At 71.1% G+C, this 18,649-nt stretch carries 24 protein-coding genes; 9 read left to right on the top strand and 15 right to left on the bottom strand.

Translation table 11 applies throughout. The features are described from left to right. Window positions 1–54: 54 nt before the first annotated feature. Window positions 55–1,329, bottom strand: a complete 1,275-nt coding sequence (locus ACQPZA_RS28950) for a DUF222 domain-containing protein (protein ID WP_433275308.1) — start codon at window positions 1,327–1,329, stop codon at window positions 55–57. Between the two features lie 635 nt (window positions 1,330–1,964). Continuing rightward, on the bottom strand, window positions 1,965–2,927 hold the full coding sequence (locus ACQPZA_RS28945) for a manganese catalase family protein (RefSeq protein ID WP_433275307.1): 963 nt from the start codon (window positions 2,925–2,927) through the stop codon (window positions 1,965–1,967). Between the two features lie 130 nt (window positions 2,928–3,057). On the opposite strand from ACQPZA_RS28945, the gene ACQPZA_RS28940 reads away from it, so the two are divergent. Next, a complete protein-coding gene (locus ACQPZA_RS28940; protein ID WP_433275306.1) occupies window positions 3,058–3,492 on the top strand; it encodes a GNAT family N-acetyltransferase in 435 nt (144 codons plus the stop codon). A gap of 9 nt (window positions 3,493–3,501) precedes the next feature. On the opposite strand, the gene ACQPZA_RS28935 is transcribed toward ACQPZA_RS28940, so the two are convergent. Then, entirely contained in the window at window positions 3,502–4,731 is a 1,230-nt protein-coding gene (locus tag ACQPZA_RS28935; RefSeq protein ID WP_433275305.1) for an erythromycin esterase family protein, read from the bottom strand. A 113-nt stretch (window positions 4,732–4,844) separates the two neighbouring features. Between ACQPZA_RS28935 and ACQPZA_RS28930 the strand changes: the two genes are divergently transcribed. Then, on the top strand, window positions 4,845–6,221 hold the full coding sequence (locus ACQPZA_RS28930) for a cytochrome P450 (RefSeq protein ID WP_433275304.1): 1,377 nt from the start codon (window positions 4,845–4,847) through the stop codon (window positions 6,219–6,221). Between the two features lie 21 nt (window positions 6,222–6,242). Here the strand turns inward: ACQPZA_RS28930 and ACQPZA_RS28925 are convergent, their stop codons facing one another. Beyond that, a complete protein-coding gene (locus tag ACQPZA_RS28925; protein WP_433275303.1) occupies window positions 6,243–6,878 on the bottom strand; it encodes a TetR family transcriptional regulator in 636 nt (211 codons plus the stop codon). A 111-nt stretch (window positions 6,879–6,989) separates the two neighbouring features. Here ACQPZA_RS28925 and ACQPZA_RS28920 point away from each other — a divergent pair, with 111 nt between their 5' ends. Both ACQPZA_RS28920 and ACQPZA_RS28915 read left to right on the top strand, forming a co-directional pair. After that, complete coding sequence (locus tag ACQPZA_RS28920) at window positions 6,990–7,442, top strand: hypothetical protein (protein WP_433275302.1); 453 nt, start codon at window positions 6,990–6,992, stop codon at window positions 7,440–7,442. Further along, window positions 7,367–8,194: an FAD-dependent monooxygenase gene (locus tag ACQPZA_RS28915; protein WP_433275301.1), complete on the top strand. Its 828-nt coding sequence runs from the start codon at window positions 7,367–7,369 to the stop codon at window positions 8,192–8,194. Before ACQPZA_RS28920 ends, ACQPZA_RS28915 begins: the two co-directional genes overlap by 76 nt. A gap of 9 nt (window positions 8,195–8,203) precedes the next feature. Here ACQPZA_RS28915 and ACQPZA_RS28910 read toward each other — a convergent pair whose 3' ends face one another. The 3 genes from ACQPZA_RS28910 to ACQPZA_RS28900 all read right to left on the bottom strand — a co-directional run bounded on the left by ACQPZA_RS28910 (window position 8,204) and on the right by ACQPZA_RS28900 (window position 10,107). Continuing rightward, on the bottom strand, window positions 8,204–8,674 hold the full coding sequence (locus ACQPZA_RS28910; protein WP_433275300.1) for a DinB family protein: 471 nt from the start codon (window positions 8,672–8,674) through the stop codon (window positions 8,204–8,206). A 99-nt stretch (window positions 8,675–8,773) separates the two neighbouring features. After that, on the bottom strand, window positions 8,774–9,742 hold the full coding sequence (locus ACQPZA_RS28905) for a M56 family metallopeptidase (protein ID WP_433275299.1): 969 nt from the start codon (window positions 9,740–9,742) through the stop codon (window positions 8,774–8,776). After that, window positions 9,739–10,107 carry a BlaI/MecI/CopY family transcriptional regulator gene (locus tag ACQPZA_RS28900; protein ID WP_433275298.1) on the bottom strand — a complete coding sequence of 123 codons (369 nt, stop codon included), beginning with the start codon at window positions 10,105–10,107 and terminating at the stop codon, window positions 9,739–9,741. Before ACQPZA_RS28900 ends, ACQPZA_RS28905 begins: the two co-directional genes overlap by 4 nt. Window positions 10,108–10,451: 344 nt before the next feature. Here ACQPZA_RS28900 and ACQPZA_RS28895 point away from each other — a divergent pair, with 344 nt between their 5' ends. From ACQPZA_RS28895 to ACQPZA_RS28885, 3 genes are all read left to right on the top strand, one after another. Continuing rightward, window positions 10,452–10,595 (top strand): hypothetical protein, encoded by a 144-nt coding sequence (locus ACQPZA_RS28895; RefSeq protein WP_169397200.1) that lies wholly within the window; start codon window positions 10,452–10,454, stop codon window positions 10,593–10,595. Beyond that, window positions 10,595–10,843: a hypothetical protein gene (locus tag ACQPZA_RS28890; protein ID WP_169397201.1), complete on the top strand. Its 249-nt coding sequence runs from the start codon at window positions 10,595–10,597 to the stop codon at window positions 10,841–10,843. Before ACQPZA_RS28895 ends, ACQPZA_RS28890 begins: the two co-directional genes overlap by 1 nt. A gap of 88 nt (window positions 10,844–10,931) precedes the next feature. Then, on the top strand, window positions 10,932–11,570 hold the full coding sequence (locus ACQPZA_RS28885) for a formylglycine-generating enzyme family protein (RefSeq protein WP_433275297.1): 639 nt from the start codon (window positions 10,932–10,934) through the stop codon (window positions 11,568–11,570). A 5-nt stretch (window positions 11,571–11,575) separates the two neighbouring features. On the opposite strand, the gene ACQPZA_RS28880 is transcribed toward ACQPZA_RS28885, so the two are convergent. Both ACQPZA_RS28880 and ACQPZA_RS28875 read right to left on the bottom strand, forming a co-directional pair. Continuing rightward, window positions 11,576–11,872 (bottom strand): histidine triad (HIT) protein, encoded by a 297-nt coding sequence (locus ACQPZA_RS28880; RefSeq protein WP_433275296.1) that lies wholly within the window; start codon window positions 11,870–11,872, stop codon window positions 11,576–11,578. Window positions 11,873–12,032: 160 nt separating this feature from the next. Continuing rightward, the gene (locus tag ACQPZA_RS28875) at window positions 12,033–12,320 is read right to left on the bottom strand and encodes a hypothetical protein (protein WP_169397202.1); all 288 of its coding nucleotides are present in this window, start codon (window positions 12,318–12,320) and stop codon (window positions 12,033–12,035) included. 58 nt (window positions 12,321–12,378) lie between these two features. Between ACQPZA_RS28875 and ACQPZA_RS28870 the strand changes: the two genes are divergently transcribed. Both ACQPZA_RS28870 and ACQPZA_RS28865 read left to right on the top strand, forming a co-directional pair. Next, window positions 12,379–12,720 carry a hypothetical protein gene (locus tag ACQPZA_RS28870; RefSeq protein ID WP_433275295.1) on the top strand — a complete coding sequence of 114 codons (342 nt, stop codon included), beginning with the start codon at window positions 12,379–12,381 and terminating at the stop codon, window positions 12,718–12,720. Window positions 12,721–12,968: 248 nt separating this feature from the next. Continuing rightward, on the top strand, window positions 12,969–13,895 hold the full coding sequence (locus ACQPZA_RS28865) for a nitroreductase/quinone reductase family protein (protein WP_433275294.1): 927 nt from the start codon (window positions 12,969–12,971) through the stop codon (window positions 13,893–13,895). A gap of 155 nt (window positions 13,896–14,050) precedes the next feature. Here the strand turns inward: ACQPZA_RS28865 and ACQPZA_RS28860 are convergent, their stop codons facing one another. The 6 genes from ACQPZA_RS28860 to ACQPZA_RS28835 all read right to left on the bottom strand — a co-directional run bounded on the left by ACQPZA_RS28860 (window position 14,051) and on the right by ACQPZA_RS28835 (window position 18,615). Then, on the bottom strand, window positions 14,051–15,172 hold the full coding sequence (locus ACQPZA_RS28860) for an NDMA-dependent alcohol dehydrogenase (RefSeq protein ID WP_433275293.1): 1,122 nt from the start codon (window positions 15,170–15,172) through the stop codon (window positions 14,051–14,053). Window positions 15,173–15,293: 121 nt separating this feature from the next. Next, window positions 15,294–16,031 (bottom strand): anti-sigma factor, encoded by a 738-nt coding sequence (locus ACQPZA_RS28855; protein WP_433275292.1) that lies wholly within the window; start codon window positions 16,029–16,031, stop codon window positions 15,294–15,296. Next, window positions 16,012–16,662: an RNA polymerase sigma factor gene (locus tag ACQPZA_RS28850; protein ID WP_433275291.1), complete on the bottom strand. Its 651-nt coding sequence runs from the start codon at window positions 16,660–16,662 to the stop codon at window positions 16,012–16,014. Before ACQPZA_RS28850 ends, ACQPZA_RS28855 begins: the two co-directional genes overlap by 20 nt. A gap of 59 nt (window positions 16,663–16,721) precedes the next feature. Next, window positions 16,722–17,147, bottom strand: coding sequence for an arsenate reductase ArsC (locus ACQPZA_RS28845; RefSeq protein WP_433275290.1), 426 nt, complete (start codon window positions 17,145–17,147; stop codon window positions 16,722–16,724). After that, complete coding sequence (gene arsB / locus ACQPZA_RS28840; RefSeq protein WP_433275289.1) at window positions 17,144–18,241, bottom strand: ACR3 family arsenite efflux transporter; 1,098 nt, start codon at window positions 18,239–18,241, stop codon at window positions 17,144–17,146. Before arsB ends, ACQPZA_RS28845 begins: the two co-directional genes overlap by 4 nt. Beyond that, window positions 18,238–18,615: an ArsR/SmtB family transcription factor gene (locus ACQPZA_RS28835; protein ID WP_211174486.1), complete on the bottom strand. Its 378-nt coding sequence runs from the start codon at window positions 18,613–18,615 to the stop codon at window positions 18,238–18,240. The genes arsB and ACQPZA_RS28835 overlap by 4 nt, the downstream gene beginning before the upstream one ends. Window positions 18,616–18,649: the final 34 nt, after the last annotated feature.

Here is an 18,649-nt window from a genome sequence, read left to right as displayed (position 1 = left end):
GTGTCCCCCAGTGATCACAGAGGCTCTGCCGACCGCGCCTCTCTTCGCGACCTCTTATGCGGCGAGGTGCAGGAGTGGTTTTCGGCGGGGTCTTCGCTGCGGGTCGATCCAGGCCGGGGGGATCAACTCGGGCAACCCGTCGCGGATCCGGACTTCCCACTCGGAGTGGTGCTGCAGCCGGTGACACGCCCGGCACAACATCACGCAGTTGTGCAGGGCGGTGTCGCCACCGTTCTGCCAAGCCGTGATGTGGTGGACCTCGCACCATGACGGCGGCCGCCCGCACCCGGCGCACCCGCGGTCGCGGGCGGCGATGGCACGGCGCAGCCCGTCCGGGATGGTGCGGGTGACCCGCCCGACATCGAGGGGCTGACCCTTCCCGTTCAACACCACCGGCACGACCCTCGCGTCACAAGCCAGCATCCGCAACGACTCCGGCGACAACGTGCCCCCGAAGTCCAAACACGCGGCGCGAGCCCGGTTCTCCAGATCCTCCAGCCGAACCAACACATTCAGGTGTGGACGCCGCCCACCGCACGCGGGCACATCACCATGGTCAAGCACGTACCCGCACACATCGGCCAGCGCTTCGGCCTGCCGTTGCGCGGTGCTGCGGTGCTCGTCGCCACTGGCGGGCCGGGCGTGGGCGTCGATCACGGTGGCGATGGCGTCGAACATCGCCGCGTCGTCGAACCGGCCCTTCACCGTGCCGCCGGGCTTGCCGCGGTGCCGGAGCAGGTGCAGTTCGTTGACCGCGGCGGGTGGGCGGTCGTCGGGCTCGGCGCCGTCCTCGTCGAGGGCCTCGACGAGAGCGGTGCCCCAGGCCTGTAGTTCGGATGGGGTGTAGACGGCGGCCTTCTCCGCGAGTTGGGCTTCGGCGCCGGCCCACACGTCGGGGGTGAGCCTTTCTGCGGCCGGGGTGGCGAGCACGCGGGCGATCACTGCGACGTGGCGTAGGCCGGTGTGCCCGGCGGCGAACACCGCGGCGGTGGCAGGCAGCTTCGCGGGCAGCGCGGTGCCGTCGAGTCCGACCCGTGGGCAGACCTGTTCGGCGGCGACCACCCGCTGGCGGGCCTCGAACCGTTCCCAGCCGAGCAGATCCCCCAACGCCGCCGAGGTGGACGTGTAGCCGCGCTCGGCGAACGTGCCCCGCCGTTCCAGAGTGGCCACGGTGGCGACGACGACCCGGTCCAGCCGCCGGCTGGTGCCTTCGCACAAGGTGAGGACGGACAGCAGGTCGTCGTCGGTGGCGGCGTCGGTGACCGCGGACAGCGCGTGGATCGCCTCGGCCAGGAGGCGGTGCGCGGTGGTGAGCGGGCTGTCCGACACCCCTCCATCATACTCGAACATATGTTCGAGCTGATGTTCATCGTCGCAGGTCAACGGCCGTTCAGCGCTCGTGACAGTGGCCGCCGGGCTTGCCGATCGCTCCACGCCGTCCGACCGCCACGGACTCGCACGGCCGGCCTGGCTCGACCGCCCCACCGGCAGGCACGGTGATCCGCCGCTGCGAACGCACCCGCCCGGGCGGGCTGGCGCACGTGGAGGTGAAGAAGCTCGGTCGGCTCCACGACGGCGGCACCGGCGGGAGCACGGCCGCGAGCGACCAGTTCCGCCAGACCCCCACCGGTCAATGTGGGGGTTGGCCTACGGCGCCGTCCCGGTCTGCTCGCAGACCTGGTTCTCCACCTCGGCCCCCCGCGCCGGAGGCGGCCTCCATCCTCTTCACGTCGTCCTTCCAAGCCACGATCGCCATCGGGCACTGCTTCGGGGTGTCGTGGTGGACGCCGCCCCCCGTCGACCGTCATGGTGCTCGGCGGATCGGTCGCGCTCCTCGTGGTGCTGACGGCCCTCGTCGGGCGTGCTGCTCCCGTCGCCCCCTGAGCCACCGGCAGCAACCCATCACGCGGCAGAAGCCCCTCCGACATCGGAGGGGCTTCTGCTCAGCGTGGTGACCGGGGAGGTCAGCGGCGCTTCTTGCCCGCGCCCGAGCCCGGGGCGTCGGCCTCGGCCAGCTCCAGCTCGGCGGTGGCCTGCACGAGCTCGAGCAGCGCCGGGTCCAGCCCGGGCGCGAACTCCTCCGGACGCTCCACCGCGATGTCCATCGGGAACCCCTCGGGCCGCTGCTCGGTGGTCAACGCGGCACCGTTCGAGGCGGCGGGAGCGGAGCCGCGGTAGATCTTGCCGGCCTCGGACAGGTTGTCGAGGCTGAACGTGTACTGCTTGAGGTGCAGCCCCTGGTCGAGCAGCTTCTTGACCTCCGGGAAACGCTCGGCGTCGGTCTTCGGGATCGGCAGGGTCTTGCCCCAGTTGACGCCCAGGGTCTCCAGCGCCTTCGCGTAGGCGTTCTCGTGTGCCTGGTCGCGGACGATCAGGTAGGCCACCGTCGAGCGGGCGGTCTTGTTCTTGGTCATCTCGTAGATCCGGCACTTCTGCAGCCGGCCGGTGGACTCGAGCATGAGGTTGTAGAGCAGGTCGAGCACCAGGTTGCCGCTGTTGTAGACATACGAGCCCGACCACGGGTTGCCCGCGGCGTCCACGGGCAGGGCGCCCTGGGCTCCGACGAGGTAGTGGTGGATGTTGCCCATGCTCATCGCGTCGGCCAGCGGTGTCGCGCCGCCCTTGCCCGGCTCGTCGAGGGGCTTCTTGGCCGAGCCCTTGTAACGCGGCGACCCGTCGGTGAGCCGGGCGATGGTGGTGGCGATCAGCTCGACGTGGCTGATCTCCTCCGTCCCCACCCCGTAGAGCAGGTCGCGGTAGGGCTTGGCTGCCGCTCCGCGGAAGTTGAAGCTCTGGAAGAGGTACTGCATCATCGTGCGCATCTCGCCGAACTGACCGCCGAGCCCTTCCTGCAGGGCGTTCGCCGCGGCAGGATCCGGCTCGTCGGGGACGATCTCGTTGATCAGGCGCTGAACGTTCATGAACATGTGCGACGTCCTTGTCATCGGCCTGTTGGGGGACGACCCCGGGATGCCCGGTTTGCGGCGTCTCACCCATCCCAGGCCGGGCAACGCCCGTACCGGGTGACGTCAGGACAGCTGTCGTAGCGTCGACCACATGACCGATCTCCCCACGTCGCGCGTCCGGCCTGCGGACATCGGCGACGTCGAGGCCGTGTTCGAGCTGGCCGCCGACATGGCCGTCTCGTTCACCGTCGAGCCGGCGGCGTTCCGTCGAAGCTTCGCCGCCGTCCTGTCCGCCACCGATGCGCACGTGCTGGTGATCGACGTCGACGGGCAGGTCGGTGGCTACCTGCTGGGGTTCGAGCACCCGGCCTTCTTCGCCAACGGGCCGGTGGCCTGGGTCGAGGAGATCGCCGTCCACGAGAGCCTGCGGCGCCGGAACCTCGGCTCGCGACTGATGGCCGCGTTCGAGGACGGGGTGCGCGGGCGGGGCGGCAGGCTGGTCGCCCTCGCGACGACCCGAGCGGACAGCTTCTACGAGGCGATCGGCTACGACCGGCACGCCACGTACTTCCGCAAGATCCTCTGACCGGCGTGCTCAGCCGGTGACCTGCGCGCTGGGGGAGATCCGCGGGATGTTGACCACCAGGTCGAAGGCGTCGAGCACCGGCGTCGGCTGGTAGATGTCCATGACCCGGATGCTGTCGGGCCCCGCGATGTGACCGCGGGCGCCACGAAGGTCCACGACGCTCAGCCCCGAGAGCACCGCCTCGATGCTGCCGTCCACGGGCGGCCCGAGCTCGGCACCCGCTATCTCGACACCACCCGGAGCGGCGGGGTTGGCCCGGCGCGTCGTCGTCGTGCCCCCGGTGCTGGTCACGGCCACCGCCACGTAGGCGTCGCCGAGCCGGTGGGCCAGGTGGGTCCCGGCGACGGACAGCTCGAACCCCGGCATGGTGAAGGGGGCCCGCTGGATGTGGTTGTTGGCGGCGCCGATGACGATCTTCGCGTCCGCCCCGAAGCGGTCGAGCATCCAGAACACCGACTCGGCCATCCCGCGGTCACGTGCGGAGACAGGGGGATGGGCGGTCGACCCGGCGAGGATCTGCGCTGCCTGGCTGCGCAGACCATGGTCGAGCAGGCAGGCCAACCGCAGTTCGTGTCGCACGACGTCGTGGGTGTCTCGGGCGGCTGCGCCCTGTGTGGCGTCGAACCACACGGCCAGATCGGCGAGGCCGGCGGTCACGGCATCGCGGTCGGCCCGGTCGAGCTGCGTGTAGGCGGCCAGCGCGGTGATGGTGGACTCGCTCGCGTACTTCTCGACCCGGTTGATCAGCTCGTCGACCAGCGGGACGGCGCCGGGGTCGGCACCGTCCACGTAGCGCCGGATGTTGCGCAACGCGGGCAGTGGCGAGGCGGCCGAACCCGGGACGTCGAGTCCGGCGAACGGCACGGACGCCGACCTCATCCAGCTCAGGTGGGCGCGCATCTCCGGGCACCGGCCCATCCGGTAGGTGATGCCCCGCTCGGCGACGGTGTCCAGGTCGCCGGGGCCGCCGCGGACCCAGGAGTCCACCTCGAGCCCCTCGCTGAACCCGGACTCCATCGCGAAGGCCGTGAACCCGCACCGCTCCACCAGGAACCGCAGCAGGCGGTGTCGCAACCAGTAGTACTCGCGGACGAAGTGCGCGCTCTCGCCGATCGCGACGACCCGCGCGGCGCGGAAGCGGGCGGCCAGCGGTTCGAGGTCGTCGAAGGGCGCGTCCGGGTCCAGCGTGGCCAGGGGGAGCGCATGGTCGGCGGTGTAGCCGGCAAGGGCGGTCGACACCGGGGCAAGCTACGGCACCCGTGGCGCGACTGATCGCCCGACGGTGGGCCGGACCACCCTGGACGCGGTGCCGGTGGAGGCGGGACGCTGGTACGCGGATCAGGGGGGACTGGATGAGCACACCGACAGTCGCGGACAAGACGATCCCCGTCGTGCGAGGGCTGCCCGTCGTGGGCAGTGTCGCCGACCTCGCGCGGGACCCGGCGGCGTTCTTCGTCCGCAGCTATCTCGAACACGGCCCGGTCTTCCGCGTCCGCGCCCTCAACCGGACGCTGACCGTCCTCGCGGGGCCGGAGCTCGCCCGCTGGATGGGCTCGCGTGACGGCCAGGCGAGCCTGCGGTCCAAGGAGGTGTGGCAGGGGCTCGTCGACGAGTACGGCGCCACGCGGACGCTCACGGGGGTCGACGGTCCCGAGCACCGCAGGCTGCGGGAGGTCATGCGTCGCGGGTACTCGCGCGAGGCGCTGCGGGGCAGGCTCGACGACGTCGTCGCCATCACCGACGGCTGCCTCGACCAGGACTGGCGGGCCGGGACGGCGGTGCCGGTGGTCACCGCGATCCAGTACATGGTGACGAGCCAGCTCGGGATCCTGCTCACCGGCCACGCGCCGCGCGAGTACGTCACGGACATCCGGACGGTGATCCTGTACATCCTCAACGCACTGGTCACCGAGCAGCGTCCCGCGATCGTGCTCAAGCGGCCGAAGTACCGGCGGGCCAAGGCGCGCGTCAACGAACTCGGCCGGCAGATGATCCGGGACCATCGCAACCGGCCGGCCGCCGTCGGGGACGCGCGCACGCTCGTCGACGACATCATGGACGCGCACGACCGCGATCCGTCACTCGTCTCGGCCGACGACCTCGTCCTCGCCCTCACCGGCCCCTACGTCGCGGGTCTCGACACGGTGGCGAACACCCTGTCCTCGCTGGTCTACGCCGTCCTGAAGCACCCCGAGGTGCTCGAGCGGGTCCGGGCCGAGGCCGACGCCGTGTTCGCCCGCGGTCCCGTCACGGATGCGTCCCTCGCCGACATGCCGTCCATCAACGGGGCCGTGATGGAGGCGATGCGCCTCTACCCGATCGCCGTCGCGCAGCCGCGGGTCGCCGATCGGGACTTCGAGTACGCGGGATACCGGATCCGGGAGGGTGAACCGGTGTACTGCGCGGTCACCGTCCCGCACTTCCTGCCCGAGTACTTCCCGAACCCGCAGGCGTTCGACATCGACCGCTACAGCCCCGAGCGGCGCGAGCACGCCACCCCCGGTGCGTACGCGCCGTTCGGCAAGGGCCCGCACACGTGTCTCGGCAAGGGCATCGCTGACGTGCAGATGACTCTCACGGCGGCGCGCCTGTTCCACCGGCTCGACCTGGCTCTCGATCCGCCCGACTACGTGCTCCGGCGCAAGGCGGCCCCGACCCCCGGCCCGACGACGGGCTTCCGCGTCCGGGTCACGGGGGTGCGTCGTCCCGGGGTGTCCCCGGAGAGCTGACCGGAGCGCCGCAGGCGACGGCTACCTGGGTTCGGCGTTCTCGGTCGTCGTGGTGTGCGGGTCGGGGAAGCCGGCCGCGTCCCCGTTGATCAGCGCGTTGGTGAGCTCCGCGATCCGGGATCGCTGAACCGGCGTGGACTCCGCGCCGAGGGCGAGATGGTGGAGCGTGCCGACCAGGGCGAGGGCGAGCGCCGCGGGAACGGCGGTGGCGGGCAGCCGGCCGATGCGCTGCTCCTGGGTGAGGTAGTGGCTGATCGCCTGCTCGACGGCATCGAGCCCGGCTGCGGTGTCGCCCAGGACGGCGCGGACCCGGCCGGCCAGTCCCGGTCTGGCGGAGAGCAGCTGCACCTGCGCCAGCAGGGCCTCCGGTGGCGTCGCGGTGAGGGCGTCGGTCAGGTTCCCGGCCACGGTGCCGGTGCCGGCGCGCCCCGGCAGGTGGGCGGCCTGCGCGCACAGCAGGAAGGCGCGGTCAACGGCGTACGCGGCGAGGAAGTCGTCGAGATCGGGGAAGTGGGCGTACAGCAGTCCGGTGGCCACCCCGGCTTCGCGGGTGATCGCCCGGGTGGTGAGGCGGGCTGTTCCGTCGCGGACGATCACGCGTTCGGTGGCGGCGAACAGTTGCTGCCGGACCTCGGGGATCGCGATGCCACGGGGCATGACCTGAGTGTAGGTGCCCGGGCACGTGCATCCCGCCTCCTTGCGCCGAGTATGAACAAATGCTCATACTAAGTATGAGCGATCGCTCATTTCACGTCCGAGGAGATGACGGTGGATCACGGCGAGCACGACACGAACGGCCGAGGACGAGCGAGGCGGGCGCTGATCGCCGGTGCTGGGATAGCCGGGCTGGCCACGGCGACGCGGCTCGGTCGCATCGGGTGGGAGACGCTGATCGTCGAGCGCGCGCCCGGCCGGCGCAGCAGCGGCTACCTGGTGAACCTGGTCGGACCGGGCTACGACGCGGCCGAGCAGCTCGGCATCCTTCCCGAGCTGGAGGCTCGTGACCTGGGAACCTTCACCTCGATCCTGGTGAGGCAGATGGGCGGCACAAGTTCGCCGTCCCCCAGTCGGTCGTACAGGCCGCGCTGGGCGGCCGGGCCGTCACCGTGTTCCGGGGAGATCTCGAGTCCGCCTTGTACCGAGCGGTGCGCGACGACGTCGAGATCCGCTTCGCCACCACCGTCGCTCGCGTCGAGGACGGTGCCGACGGGGTTTCGGTGACCCTGAGCGACGGGAGCACGGAGCGGGTCGACCTCCTCGTCGGCGCCGACGGGCTGCACTCCGGTGTCCGTGCTGCGGTGATCGGGGCCGAGCGGGACCTCCGCGTCGATCTCGGGCTCGTCGTGGCCGCGTTCCCGCTCGACGACGCTCCGGCGAGCGTCCCGGACGCGTCCGGCACCACGTTCATCGGACCGGGCCGTACCGCCGCGGTGATCAACATGGGTTCGGAGCGGTCGTCGGCGTTCTTCACCTACCGGTGTGCCGACCCCGACGCCGAGCTGGCGCGCGGGGCTGCTGACGCGCTCGCCGCGGCGTTCGGCGACCTCGGTGGCGGCGTGCCCGACGCCCTGCGTCAGCTCGCGGCCAACCCGTCAGCCGCGTACTTCGACTCGGTCAGCCAGATCGTCGCGGACCGGTGGAGCAGCGGCCGGGTCGTGCTGCTGGGTGATGCCGCCTGGTGCGTCACGCTGTTCGCCGGCTACGGCGCCACCCTGGCCATGACGGGCGCCGATCGACTCGGCACCGCCCTGGAGGATGTCGCGGACGTCGGTGTCACCGCCGCGCTCGACCGGTGGGAGGCCGCGCTGCGCCCGACGATCACGAAGCGGCAGGCGGCGGCCCGGGCGGGGGTGCGCCAGTACGCCCCGCCCACCCAGGCGCACGTCTGGCTCACCGACATGACGATGCGCGCCATGCTCATCCCCGCAGTCCGGCGTCTCGTCGAGAAGCAACTCCACCGGGCGAACCGGTAGTCCGGGAGCTCAGCGCCCGGTGACGCCGTCGAGCACCTGACGCAGCAGGTCGGCATGGCCGTTGTGCCGGGCGTACTCACCGATGAGATGCACGTAGACCATGCGCAGGGACATCGGGTCGCCGCGGAAGTCGAACTCGTGGTCGAGCGGCACCGTCGCGACCGCCTCATCCCCGAGGTGCCACTCCTCGCACAGAGCCTGCACCTCGTGCTCGGCGCGAGCCGGGTCGACCAGGTCGAAGTCCGTGTTGTTGCCCGGGCCGCCGTGCAGTGGCGGTACGTCCTGCCCGGCGACTCGCTGCCTGAGCCAGATCCGCTCGACCTTGGCCAGGTGCCGAACGAGCCCCAGCAACGACAACGTCGACGGTGGCACCGGCCGCGCGGCGAGCTGCTCGCCGGTCAGGCCTGCGCAGATCCTGAGCAACGTCGCGCGGTGGTGGGCCAGGTAGCTCTCCAGGATGGGCCGTTCCGCGCCCGTCATCGGTCCGGTTGTCAGCAGGCCGGGTGCAGGGGCGGGCGCAGGCGATGTCCAGGTCACCGCAGCATTCTTCCGTGCCGGCCACCGGGCACCCGGTTCCGGTCACAGCATGAGGGGCATGCACAGCGGGGACAGGACCGTCAGGGATCCCACCAGGAGCGGGCCGAACAGCAGAGCGCCTGTGGTGGCGACGCGGGAGAGGCGGGCGCGGACCGGGCCGGGCGGGAACAGCAGGCGTTCCACGCGGTCGGCCACCCCGGCCCCCGCCGCACCGAGCCCTGGGGCCGGGACTCGGCCCTGAGGCGACCGGTCGGGTCCGGACAGGGCGAGCAACGCGCCGACGACCGTCTCCCGGCCGTGGCGTCGCGCGGCGGCGTCGTCGGCGGCCATCTCCGCCAGTCGGGCGACCGAGGCGGCGCCTTCAGCGAACAAGCGCCTGCCGGGCCGGATCCGCGCCAGTGCGGCGGTGAAGGCGAGCAGTTGGTGGTGGCGTCCGGTCAGGTGGGCCCGTTCGTGGGCCATGACCGCCGCCACCTGGGCCTCGTCGAGCGCGTCCAGGGCGGCACGCGTGAACACGATGGTGCGGATCCGCCCGGGCAGGCAGTACACACTGCGGTGCTTCACGTCCACCACGAGCGCTCCGCCGGGGCCGCGTGGGGTCCCCCGGGCGGCCAGCACCGCAGCTTCCGCGTGACGGCGGGTGCCGGCGCGAGCCCGACGCAGGTCGAACCCCACCCGCACCACGACCAGCGCGAGCGCGAGGGTGGTGAGCGTGACTGCCGTGGTCAGTCCGCTCTGCACGATCCCGCGAGGTGCATCCCCGACCAGGCCGGCCAGTACGGCGACACAGCAGCCGAGCGCCCCGTCGAGATGGCCCCAACCCTTGGCCAGCCCATCGACGAGCATGGCCGCCGCCACCACCCAGGCGCCCAGCACGCTGACCATGGTGGTGATCCACGCGGCCATCCCCCATGCCGGAGCGACCCCGGCGCGCGTGGCCCGCCGCAGCACCGGGGGGCCGGCCACCGTCACCACCACGCTGGAGCCCAGGACGCAGACGGGCAAGCTCATCGAGGTGTTTCGCTGGAGCGGCGGCGCAGGACCTGTTGCAGCCGGGCCAGCTCGTCGTCGGTCATCTCTCCGACGAAGTGCGTCAGCACCGCTTCGGAATCGGAGTCGGTGTTGAGGGCTTGGTGCATCAGCGCAGCGGTGTGTTCGGAGTGGCTGACCACGGTCTGGAAGCGGTGCGCCTTACCTTCCCGTGCCCGGGTGAGGTGGCCCTTGCGGTAGAGGTTGTCCATCGTGGACAGCACCGTGGTGTAGGCGATGGTGCGGTCCTGCTGCAGCTGCTCGAGCACATCACGGACCGTGCCGGACCCGCCCATCGCCCACAGCCGGTCCATCACCACCGCCTCCAGCTCGCCGAACCCGCGCATGCCGCCTCCAGACATCGACCGTGCTCATCCTGACGCAGCACGGACAGAACTACTACCTCCGTACCGAGGTCGTAGTTATGGTGGACGGCCGCGCCGGCAGCCGCCCCGCGTGGCCCGCTCCACCGCGCCGGGAGCCTGCTGACGCCGGCGGCGGGTGGTTCGAGCACGTTGTCCGTGTCACATGTGGGCAGCAACCACTGAACCGGTCGGGCCCGTTGTCCGTAGTGATATTGACAGCGAACCATCAGCTTCTCCGCGGCCACGGACGTTGTACTGTCTCCGTACGTAGGCAGTAGATCCGCGGTGCCGTCGGAGGCCGTGTGGTCATGTCTCGAGGGGGAGCTATGCAGTTGCTGTACGGAGTCGCCGTACTCGCCGGGGGGCGTGAGATGTTGATGATGATGTACGGGCAGCACCACTGGTCCGACGCCGACGGTGTCGAGCAGCGGTTCGCCGACCTGACCGGCCGCACGGCGGGATGTCAGTGATGGTCGACTCGTTCACGGTGATGATCGCCGTGTTGTTCTCCGGCGTGCTCGCGGTACTGATGATCGGCGCTACCTACGTGCTCTGCCTCCGCCCTGTGCTCAGCGCGCGACGGCAGTACAGCGACCGGCGGCCCGACAACCTCGGCATGGGCACCGGGCTCGCCCGGAGGTTCGTCGAGTGGTCCGTGGAGCCCGACGCCGCACCCGTCCACCAGCGCAACGGCCGGCGCGGGTCCGCGGCCGACTGACTTTCGGCTGGGACGCCCTACCGCCGAGCAGGAGCCAACCAGCCGCCGCGCCACGTCTCGTGGGCGTCCGACCCGAGAGGCCTACCGCGTGCAACCGCCCGCCGACGACTCGTCGGTCTCCTCGATGGTCCGCGTCCCCGGTGGCGCCGTGGATCTTCGGGACGACCGCCGCGGCACCCGCTGGCGGGTCGAGATCGCCCCGTTCCTGCTCGGCCGGTATCCCGTCACGACCGAGGGCGGTGCCTCGCCCGTGGTGAACGTCAGCTGGCACGACGTGATCGACCTGTGCAACCTGATGTCGGACCGCTCCGGCCTCGAGCAGGCCTACTCCCGCGACGCCCGGACCGGGGAGGTGACCTGCGACTGGGCCTCCAACGGCTACCGCCTACCCACCGAGGCGGAGTGGCAGTACGCCTGTAAGGCGGGGACCAGCGGATACCGGTACGGGGAGATCGACGACATCGCCTGGTACGCGGACAACTCCGGGGGTCGGCTCCACGACGTGGGCGGCAAGGCGCCCAACCCGTGGGGGCTGTACGACATGCTGGGAAACGTCTGGGAGTGGTGCTGGGACCTCTACGACGAGGAGGTCTACGGCTCCTACCGCATCTTCCGCGGCGGTGGCTGGGCCGAGTCGGCTCGGGGCTGCGGAGCCACGGTCCGTCGCCGCAGCCACCCGTCGTTCGCGATCGACGACCTCGGCTTCCGCCTCGCCCGGACCGCGTGACGGATTCACTCCCGGCCGAAGTGCCGTCCGAGCCGGGCTGCGAGAGCGTCGACGTGTGATCGCGGTGCCCCGTCCCACGAGAGCGACCCCATCCAGTCGACGTCACTCGGTGTTTCGGGGTACCGCACGAAGACGTGCTGGTGAAAGTGGTGCACATTCATTCCGATGATCGCGGAGAAGACGAGTTCCACGGGCAGTTCGGCGCGTAGGGCCCGGGCTGCCAGCCATGCCGCCCTCGCAACGGACTCGGCCTCGCCCGACGTCAACTCGTCCCAGCGGGCGACGTGTCGTCGGCTCTCCACGAAGAGATGGCCCGGGAAACCTCGGCCGTCCGGGTCGGCCGGCCGGTGCGAGACAAGCACATCGCGGTTCCCCCACACCACAGGGCCGACGAGCGGGCCGCGTCCGGCGTGCTTTTCACAGATCAGGCAGTCGGCGGCCACAGCCCGGCATCTTCTCCGATCAGAGCCCTCTTCGGCGCGCCCGAAACAGCCACCCGGCCGCCACGGCAACGCCGATGACGATCGTGGCGATCAGGACCGTGTGTCTCGTCGAGTCCCAGCCGGGGTCCTCGACACCCACGGCAAGGCCGGCCAGCCACAGCGCGACGTTGGGGACAACTGCGATGAGGCCACCCAGGAGCACCGCGACAGCGATCTCGACGGTCCGGGCGTCGCGTCGGACCTGAGGATCACCGGGCCCCATGCGGGGAGTCTGGCCGACGACGATGCCGAGCGCCAGAGCCGTCACAGCGTGGTGCCTCTGGTGCCAAGATTCAACGGTGCTACCGCGACAGAGGGCCCTGCTCGTGCTCGGAGCGCTGGTCGTCCTCGTCGGCGGGTACAGCGTGGTTCATGAGCACCTGTACAGGGTGTCGCTGTTCTCGCCGGCGGCGCTGCCCGAGAAGGTGCAGGTCTGCGGCCGGCACTTCGCCATGTCGGGCAATGGCAATGCCATTGTGACGACCAGGCATGACGTCGACGCCGCGGCGCCGGACCGAGAGCCCCTCCGCAGGCTGGGGACCTTCGCTCCGCCGCTGCATCACCGTATGGACATCCTCGGCCGTCCCGACGAATCGGTGTGCGGCATGGAGGTGTTCGTCGGGGACGACGACCGCCTCGCCGAGTACGTGTTGATGGGCGGGCCCTGACCGCGGGACGTGCCTATCGCGGCGATGATCCGGCCTTGCCGCGTCGGGGGCCTCGTGCTAATTTTCCGGCGAGCCCCGTATGGGCCTACGCATGGAGGTAGCGGCTACTCAGCCACTATAGAGATCGGTACTGCTCCTCGCCGGAGTCGCGGTATCGCTTTCCCAGTGCGTTTGGCCCGCGGGGTTCTTTCGTGCCGTCTCTTGGTGGTGTCGTCCTCCGATCCGATGGATCGATTCGAAAGGGCAGCATGACCGAGGAGAGTTTTGACTTCGACGAGTTCCAGCGCCAGATCATCGCGGAGTTCCGGGCCAACGGCGGCCGAGTGGGCGGGATGTTCGAGGGTTCCACGCTGGCCCTCCTGACCACCGTCGGCGCCAGGACCGGCCTGCGCCGGACGAGTCCGCTCGGGTATCTGGAGATCGACGGGCAGCCGCTCGTCGTCGCGTCCGCCATGGGCGCACCCACCCATCCGGCGTGGTACCACAACATCCGGCACAACCCGGCGGTGACGGTCGAGGCCGGCACCGAGACCTATGACGCGATCGCGGGAATCCCCGTCGGCGAGGAGCGCGACGCGCTCTTTCGCAAAGTCGTCGAGCAGGCTCCGGGATTCGGGGACTACCAGACCAGGACCACGCGGGTGATTCCGGTGGTGACCCTGCACCGCATCTCGCCGACACCGGGTGTGGATCGGGCGCGGGGGCTAGGCGATTTGCTTGTGGAGGGCCACGACTGGCTGCGCAGCGAGCTGGTCGAGCTTCGTCGTCAGGTGGACGAGATATACGAGGGCCGGGCGGATGCCGTCACCATTGACCGCAGGCCGGACGACCTCGCGCAACAGATGCGCAGGCGGTGCCTCGAGTTCTGCGGAGCGCTGGAACAACACCACACGGGCGAGAACATGGGCGCATTCCCGATGCTCGCGCAACGGTTCCCCGCGCTCGCTCCGGAACTGGCGAAACTGGGTGAGGAACACGCTGTCGTCGCACGGCTGCAAGGGGAGATCCGCCGGCTCGTCGACGGCTACGTCTCCGGTGAGAGCGACCCCGGACGGCTACGGGACGAGCTCGATCGGCTCTCGTCCGAGTTGGAGGCACATTTCGCCTACGAGGAGCGGACGATCGTCACGGCACTCAACGCGATGGGCCCGGCACCCGACTTCAGCGGAACCTGAGACCCGCCCAGGCCATGCCTCCGCGTCATGGACACATATCGCTGCGTCAGAGCGCCCTGGAACAGCAACACGGGACCACAACGCTGTCACGGGGCCGCTCGCAGCAGGAAATGGGCGACTCGCGGGCGCGGAGTGGGCGACTCGCGGGGGGGGGGTCAGTGCTCGTGGACGAGGATGCCGCGGATGTTCTTCCCGTCGAGCAGGTCGCGGTAGCCGTCGTTGATCTCGTCGAGGGTGTACCGGTGGCTGATCAGCTCGTCGAGCTTCAGGTCGCCACTGCGGTAGAGACCGAGCAGGCGGGGGATGTCGTGGAGGGGGTTGCACGCTCCGAACAGCGCGCCCTGCACCTGGCGCTGGTAGGCGACGAGCAGCCCGTCGTACGTCCTCACCTGCTGCTCGCTCACCCGGCCCGCGGCGGTGATCGTGACCCGTCCGCCCTTGCCGGTGATGGCGATCGCGTGCGAGACGACCGTGTCGTCGTTCACCCCCACCGTGACGATGGCGTGGTCGGCGTACTGGCCCCGCGTGGCGTTCTTGATGAACCGCCTGGCCTCCTGCGGGTCGCTGAACGTGTGGGTGGCTCCGAACTCCTGTGCCGTGTCCAGCTTGTACTGCACGGGGTCGACCACGACGACGTTCTTGGCCCCTGCGTAGGCCGCGCCCTGCACCGCGTTGATGCCGACACCGCCGCAGCCGTAGATCACCACGGTCTGCCCGGCCCGGACCCCGGCGGCGTAGACCGAGCTTCCCCAGCCGGTGGGGACGCCGCAGGAGACGAGGGCGGCGAGCTCGAACGAGATGTCGTCGTCCAGCGGGATGCACGAGAACTCGCTGACCACGGCGCGCTGGGCGAAGGCACCGAGCACGCACATGCCGCCCACGTCGAGGCCGTCGCGCGAGTGGAACCGGAAGGTGTCGTCGGGCAGCATCCCGCTGACGGCGTTGCGGCCGGCGTCGCAGAGGTTCTGGCGGCCCGTGGAGCAGTAGCGGCAGGTGCCGCAGACCGGGATGTAGGAGCACACGACGCGGTCACCGGGCCGGACGCGGCGCACCCCGGGGCCGACGGCCTCGACGACGCCGGCCGCCTCGTGCCCGCCGACCATCGGGTAGCGGACCGGCATGTCACCGGTGCGGATGTGGTCGTCGGAGTGGCACAGGCCTGCCGCCTCGAAGCGGACCAGCACCTCGCCGTCCCTGGGGTCGTCGAGATCGAGTTCGACGACGTCCCACTGCTGGTCGGCGCCCCACATCACGGCAGCGCGGGTGGTGGTCGGCATCGGCACTCCCGGAACGTCTCGGCTGACCGGCCTCCCGGAGACTGCCGGTCCGATCGATCACGAGCGTAGGCCGCGAGCGGGCAGAACCACTGTCGAGGGAGTCACAGCCGTCCCCGGCGGCTCATGTCGTGTGCCCGCGCAGCAGGCTCGTGCCGGAGTGCGACGGGTCGCCGTCCAGCGACTCCGCCGAGACGTCGACGACACCGAACTGGTCGAGAGTCAGGTCCGCGGGCAGCGCGAACGTCCCGCGGAAGCGGGAGCCGTCGACCTCGGGAGCGAGGGCGCCGAGCGAGTACAGCCGCGTCCCCGCAGCGTCCATCAGCCACGCCTCCAGGTAGGCCCCGGGCCGGATCCCGCCGGGATCGTCGACCGTGACCTCGACCTGGCGCATCCCGCCGGACTCCAGGACGTCCGCGCTCCCCGACGCGGCGGGGTCGGCGGCGGCCAGCGGCGCGAGCGGCACCTGTGCCAGCGTCGCCGGCCGGGGAGCTCCGGCGAACCCGACACCGAGCACGACGCCCGCGACGAGACCGGCTGCGGCCGTCGCGACGGGGAGGGCCCAGCGCCGCCACCGCGGGCGGGCGGCGCCGGAACGCCCACCGGTACCGCGGTCGACCCCCGAGGGCGACGGGGCCGCGGTGTCGCCCAGCTCGTCGAGCACGGCCTGCCAGACGCGCGCGGGTGGCGGCATCGCGGCGGGGCCGGCGTCCCCGGCCTGCGCCATCGCGACGGTGTCGCGCAGCGCCGCAACCTCCTCGCGGCACAGCGCGCACGTCGTCAGGTGGGCGTCGACCTGCGGGTCGGGCGGTTCTGCGGGCAGCGCGGCAAGAGTGAGCGCGTCAGGGTCGGGATGCCACACCGTCGACCTCCCACCGCCGTCGCAACCGCACGAGCCCTCGCCGCAGATGACTCTTGACCGTGCCCAGCGGCAGCCCCGTCACCGCGGAGATCTGCTGGTGGGTCAGGTCGTCGAAGAATGCCAGCCGCACCACGGTGCGCTGCTGGGGAGGCAGCCGTCCCATCTCGTCGGCGACCACGACAGCGTCGACGACGTGGTCGGGCACCGGTCCCGGGTGCTGGGCCACGGCGGCGTGGGCCGCCCGTTCGGTGATCTTGCGGTCGCGGGCGCGGGCGGCGTACCCGTCGGCGATCTGACGGCGGGTGATGCCGACCAGCCAACCCCCCAGTGAGCCCCTCCCGGGGTCGAACGTCGCGCGCGAGCGCCAGGCCCCGACGAACACCTGCTGGGTGACGTCCTCGGCGTCGTCGTGTCCGGCGAGAGCCCGCGACGCGAGCCCGAACACCACGCGTGAGTGCCGGTCGTAGGCCTCCCGGAGCGCCGCCGGATCACCGGCCCGGAAGCGGCGGGCCAGGTCGGCGTCGGTGTCCTCGGCGAGAGCGCCGTCGGTGGCGCGGATCGGCGCAAGGGGCTCGACCTCGGGCCCGACCCGGGCGGCCTCGTGGTCGGTCACCCTGGTCTCACCACGCATCGGAGCATCCCACCCCCGGGCGGTCCTCGCCTGTTCATCGACGACGGCCCCGGCGGGGGTCAGGACGGGGGAGCCGGAACGAGCTCGGTGAGCAGCCCGCGGACCCGGGCGTCGATCTCGTCGCGGATGGGGCGGATCTGCTCGGCACTTCTGCCGGCCGGGTCGGTGAGCCCCCAGTCCAGGTAGCGCTTGCCGGGGAAGACCGGGCAGGCGTCGCCACAGCCCATGGTGACGACTACGTCGGCGGCCTCGACGGCGTCGGTGGTGAGTCGCTTCGGGAACGCCGTGGTCAGGTCGAGGCCGATCTCGGCCATGACCGTGCGCACGGCCGGGTTGATGTCGTCGGCGGGCGCGGAGCCTGCCGAGGTGACCCGGACCCGGCCCTGCGCGTGGTGGTGGAGCAGCGCGGCGGCCATCTGGGACCGGCCGGCGTTGTGCACGCAGACGAAGAGCACCTCGGGAACGGTGGTCGGGTCGTCGGTCACGGGGTTCCTCCGGGAGTGGGGTGGCGGGTCCAGCGCCGGCGGGCGGCGAGGGAGACGTAGACGAGCCCGACGAGCACGGGCACCTCGATCAGCGGGCCGACCACACCGGCCAGCGCCTGCCCGGACGTCACGCCGAAGGTGGCGATGGCCACCGCGATCGCGAGCTCGAAGTTGTTGCCCGCTGCGGTGAACGCCAACGTGGTGGTGCGCTCGTAGCTCAGGCCGATCGCTCGTCCGAGCAGGAACGAGCCGGCCCACATGATCGCGAAGTAGGCGAGCAGGGGGAATGCGATGCGGGCGACGTCGAAGGGTCGGCTGGTGATGGCGTCGCCCTGCAGTGCGAAGAGGACGACGATCGTGAACAGCAGCCCGTACAGCGCGAACGGGCCGATCCTCGGCAGGAACCGGGACTCGTACCACTCCCGGCCCTTGGTGCGTTCGCCCAGCCGGCGGGAGAGGTAGCCGGCGAGCAGCGGGACCCCGAGGAAGATCAGCACCGAGGTCGCGATCTGCCAGGCGGAGACGGCGAGGCCGGCCTGCGGGAGCCCGAGCCAGCCGGGCAGTACGTCGAGGTAGAACCAGCCGAGCCCGGCGAACGCGATCACCTGGAACACCGAGTTCAGGGCGACGAGCACGGCGGCGGCCTCCCGGTCACCGCACGCCAGGTCGTTCCAGATGATGACCATGGCGATGCACCGAGCGAGCCCGACGATGATCAGGCCGGTGCGGTACTCGGGCAGGTCGGGCAGCAGCAGCCACGCCAGTGCGAACATCACCGCCGGTCCGAGCACCCAGTTCAGCAGCAGCGAGGAGACCAGGAGCGGCCGGTCGGCGGTGACGGTGTCGAGCCGGTCGTAGCGGACCTTGGCCAGCACCGGATACATCATGATCAGCAGCCCCAGCGCGATGGGCAACGAGACGCCGTCGACGGCGATCGCGTCGAGCGCCGGACCGAGACCGGGGACGAGACGGCCGGCGGCGAGCCCGACGACCATCGCGGCGAGGATCCAGACGGGCAGGAACCGGTCGAGCGTGGAGAGCTTCCCGACGACCGCCGGCGCGTTGGACGTGCTGTCGGCCTCCTGCGTGCTCACGCCGGGACTGTCAGGGCGTCGTCGGGGACGAGCACGGCGGACAGCCGTCGCAACGCCTCGGGCTGGACGCGGTAGTACACCCAGGTCCCGCGCCGCTCCCCGGAGATCAGCCCGGCTTCGCGCAGCACCTTGAGGTGATGGCTGATCGTGGGGCCCGTCAGGTCGAAGACGTCGGTCAGGTCGCAGACGCAGGCCTCGCCGCCCTCGTGCGACGCGATCAGCGAGAGCAGGCGCAGCCGCACCGGGTCGCCCATCGCCTTGAACAGCCGGGCCAGTTCGACGGCCTGGCCCGCTGACAACGGTTCCCGGGCCAGCGGCGAGCAGCAGCCCACCGCGTCGGCGAGGTCGGCGAGCATCCGCTCCTGATTCGACATGTCTCTATCTTGACAGCCATCAATCCAAGGGTGC

This window comes from Pseudonocardia xinjiangensis, from assembly GCF_050948425.1.
Classification (GTDB): Bacteria; Actinomycetota; Actinomycetes; order Mycobacteriales; family Pseudonocardiaceae; genus Pseudonocardia; species Pseudonocardia xinjiangensis.
This window is presented reverse-complemented; position numbering and strand designations above follow the sequence as displayed.

What these genes read in the sequence shown, in the direction of transcription:
- ACQPZA_RS28945 (WP_433275307.1), bottom strand. Translation starts at nt 2,927, where the DNA reads ATGTTCATGAACGTTCAGCGCCTGATCAACGAGATCGTCCCCGACGAG.
- ACQPZA_RS28940 (WP_433275306.1), top strand. Translation starts at nt 3,058, where the DNA reads ATGACCGATCTCCCCACGTCGCGCGTCCGGCCTGCGGACATCGGCGAC.
- ACQPZA_RS28930 (WP_433275304.1), top strand. Translation starts at nt 4,845, where the DNA reads ATGAGCACACCGACAGTCGCGGACAAGACGATCCCCGTCGTGCGAGGG.
- ACQPZA_RS28925 (WP_433275303.1), bottom strand. Translation starts at nt 6,878, where the DNA reads ATGCCCCGTGGCATCGCGATCCCCGAGGTCCGGCAGCAACTGTTCGCC.
- ACQPZA_RS28910 (WP_433275300.1), bottom strand. Translation starts at nt 8,674, where the DNA reads ATGACGGGCGCGGAACGGCCCATCCTGGAGAGCTACCTGGCCCACCAC.
- ACQPZA_RS28905 (WP_433275299.1), bottom strand. Translation starts at nt 9,742, where the DNA reads ATGAGCTTGCCCGTCTGCGTCCTGGGCTCCAGCGTGGTGGTGACGGTG.
- ACQPZA_RS28900 (WP_433275298.1), bottom strand. Translation starts at nt 10,107, where the DNA reads ATGCGCGGGTTCGGCGAGCTGGAGGCGGTGGTGATGGACCGGCTGTGG.
- ACQPZA_RS28895 (WP_169397200.1), top strand. Translation starts at nt 10,452, where the DNA reads ATGCAGTTGCTGTACGGAGTCGCCGTACTCGCCGGGGGGCGTGAGATG.
- ACQPZA_RS28890 (WP_169397201.1), top strand. Translation starts at nt 10,595, where the DNA reads ATGGTCGACTCGTTCACGGTGATGATCGCCGTGTTGTTCTCCGGCGTG.
- ACQPZA_RS28865 (WP_433275294.1), top strand. Translation starts at nt 12,969, where the DNA reads ATGACCGAGGAGAGTTTTGACTTCGACGAGTTCCAGCGCCAGATCATC.
- ACQPZA_RS28860 (WP_433275293.1), bottom strand. Translation starts at nt 15,172, where the DNA reads ATGCCGACCACCACCCGCGCTGCCGTGATGTGGGGCGCCGACCAGCAG.
- ACQPZA_RS28850 (WP_433275291.1), bottom strand. Translation starts at nt 16,662, where the DNA reads ATGCGTGGTGAGACCAGGGTGACCGACCACGAGGCCGCCCGGGTCGGG.
- ACQPZA_RS28835 (WP_211174486.1), bottom strand. Translation starts at nt 18,615, where the DNA reads ATGTCGAATCAGGAGCGGATGCTCGCCGACCTCGCCGACGCGGTGGGC.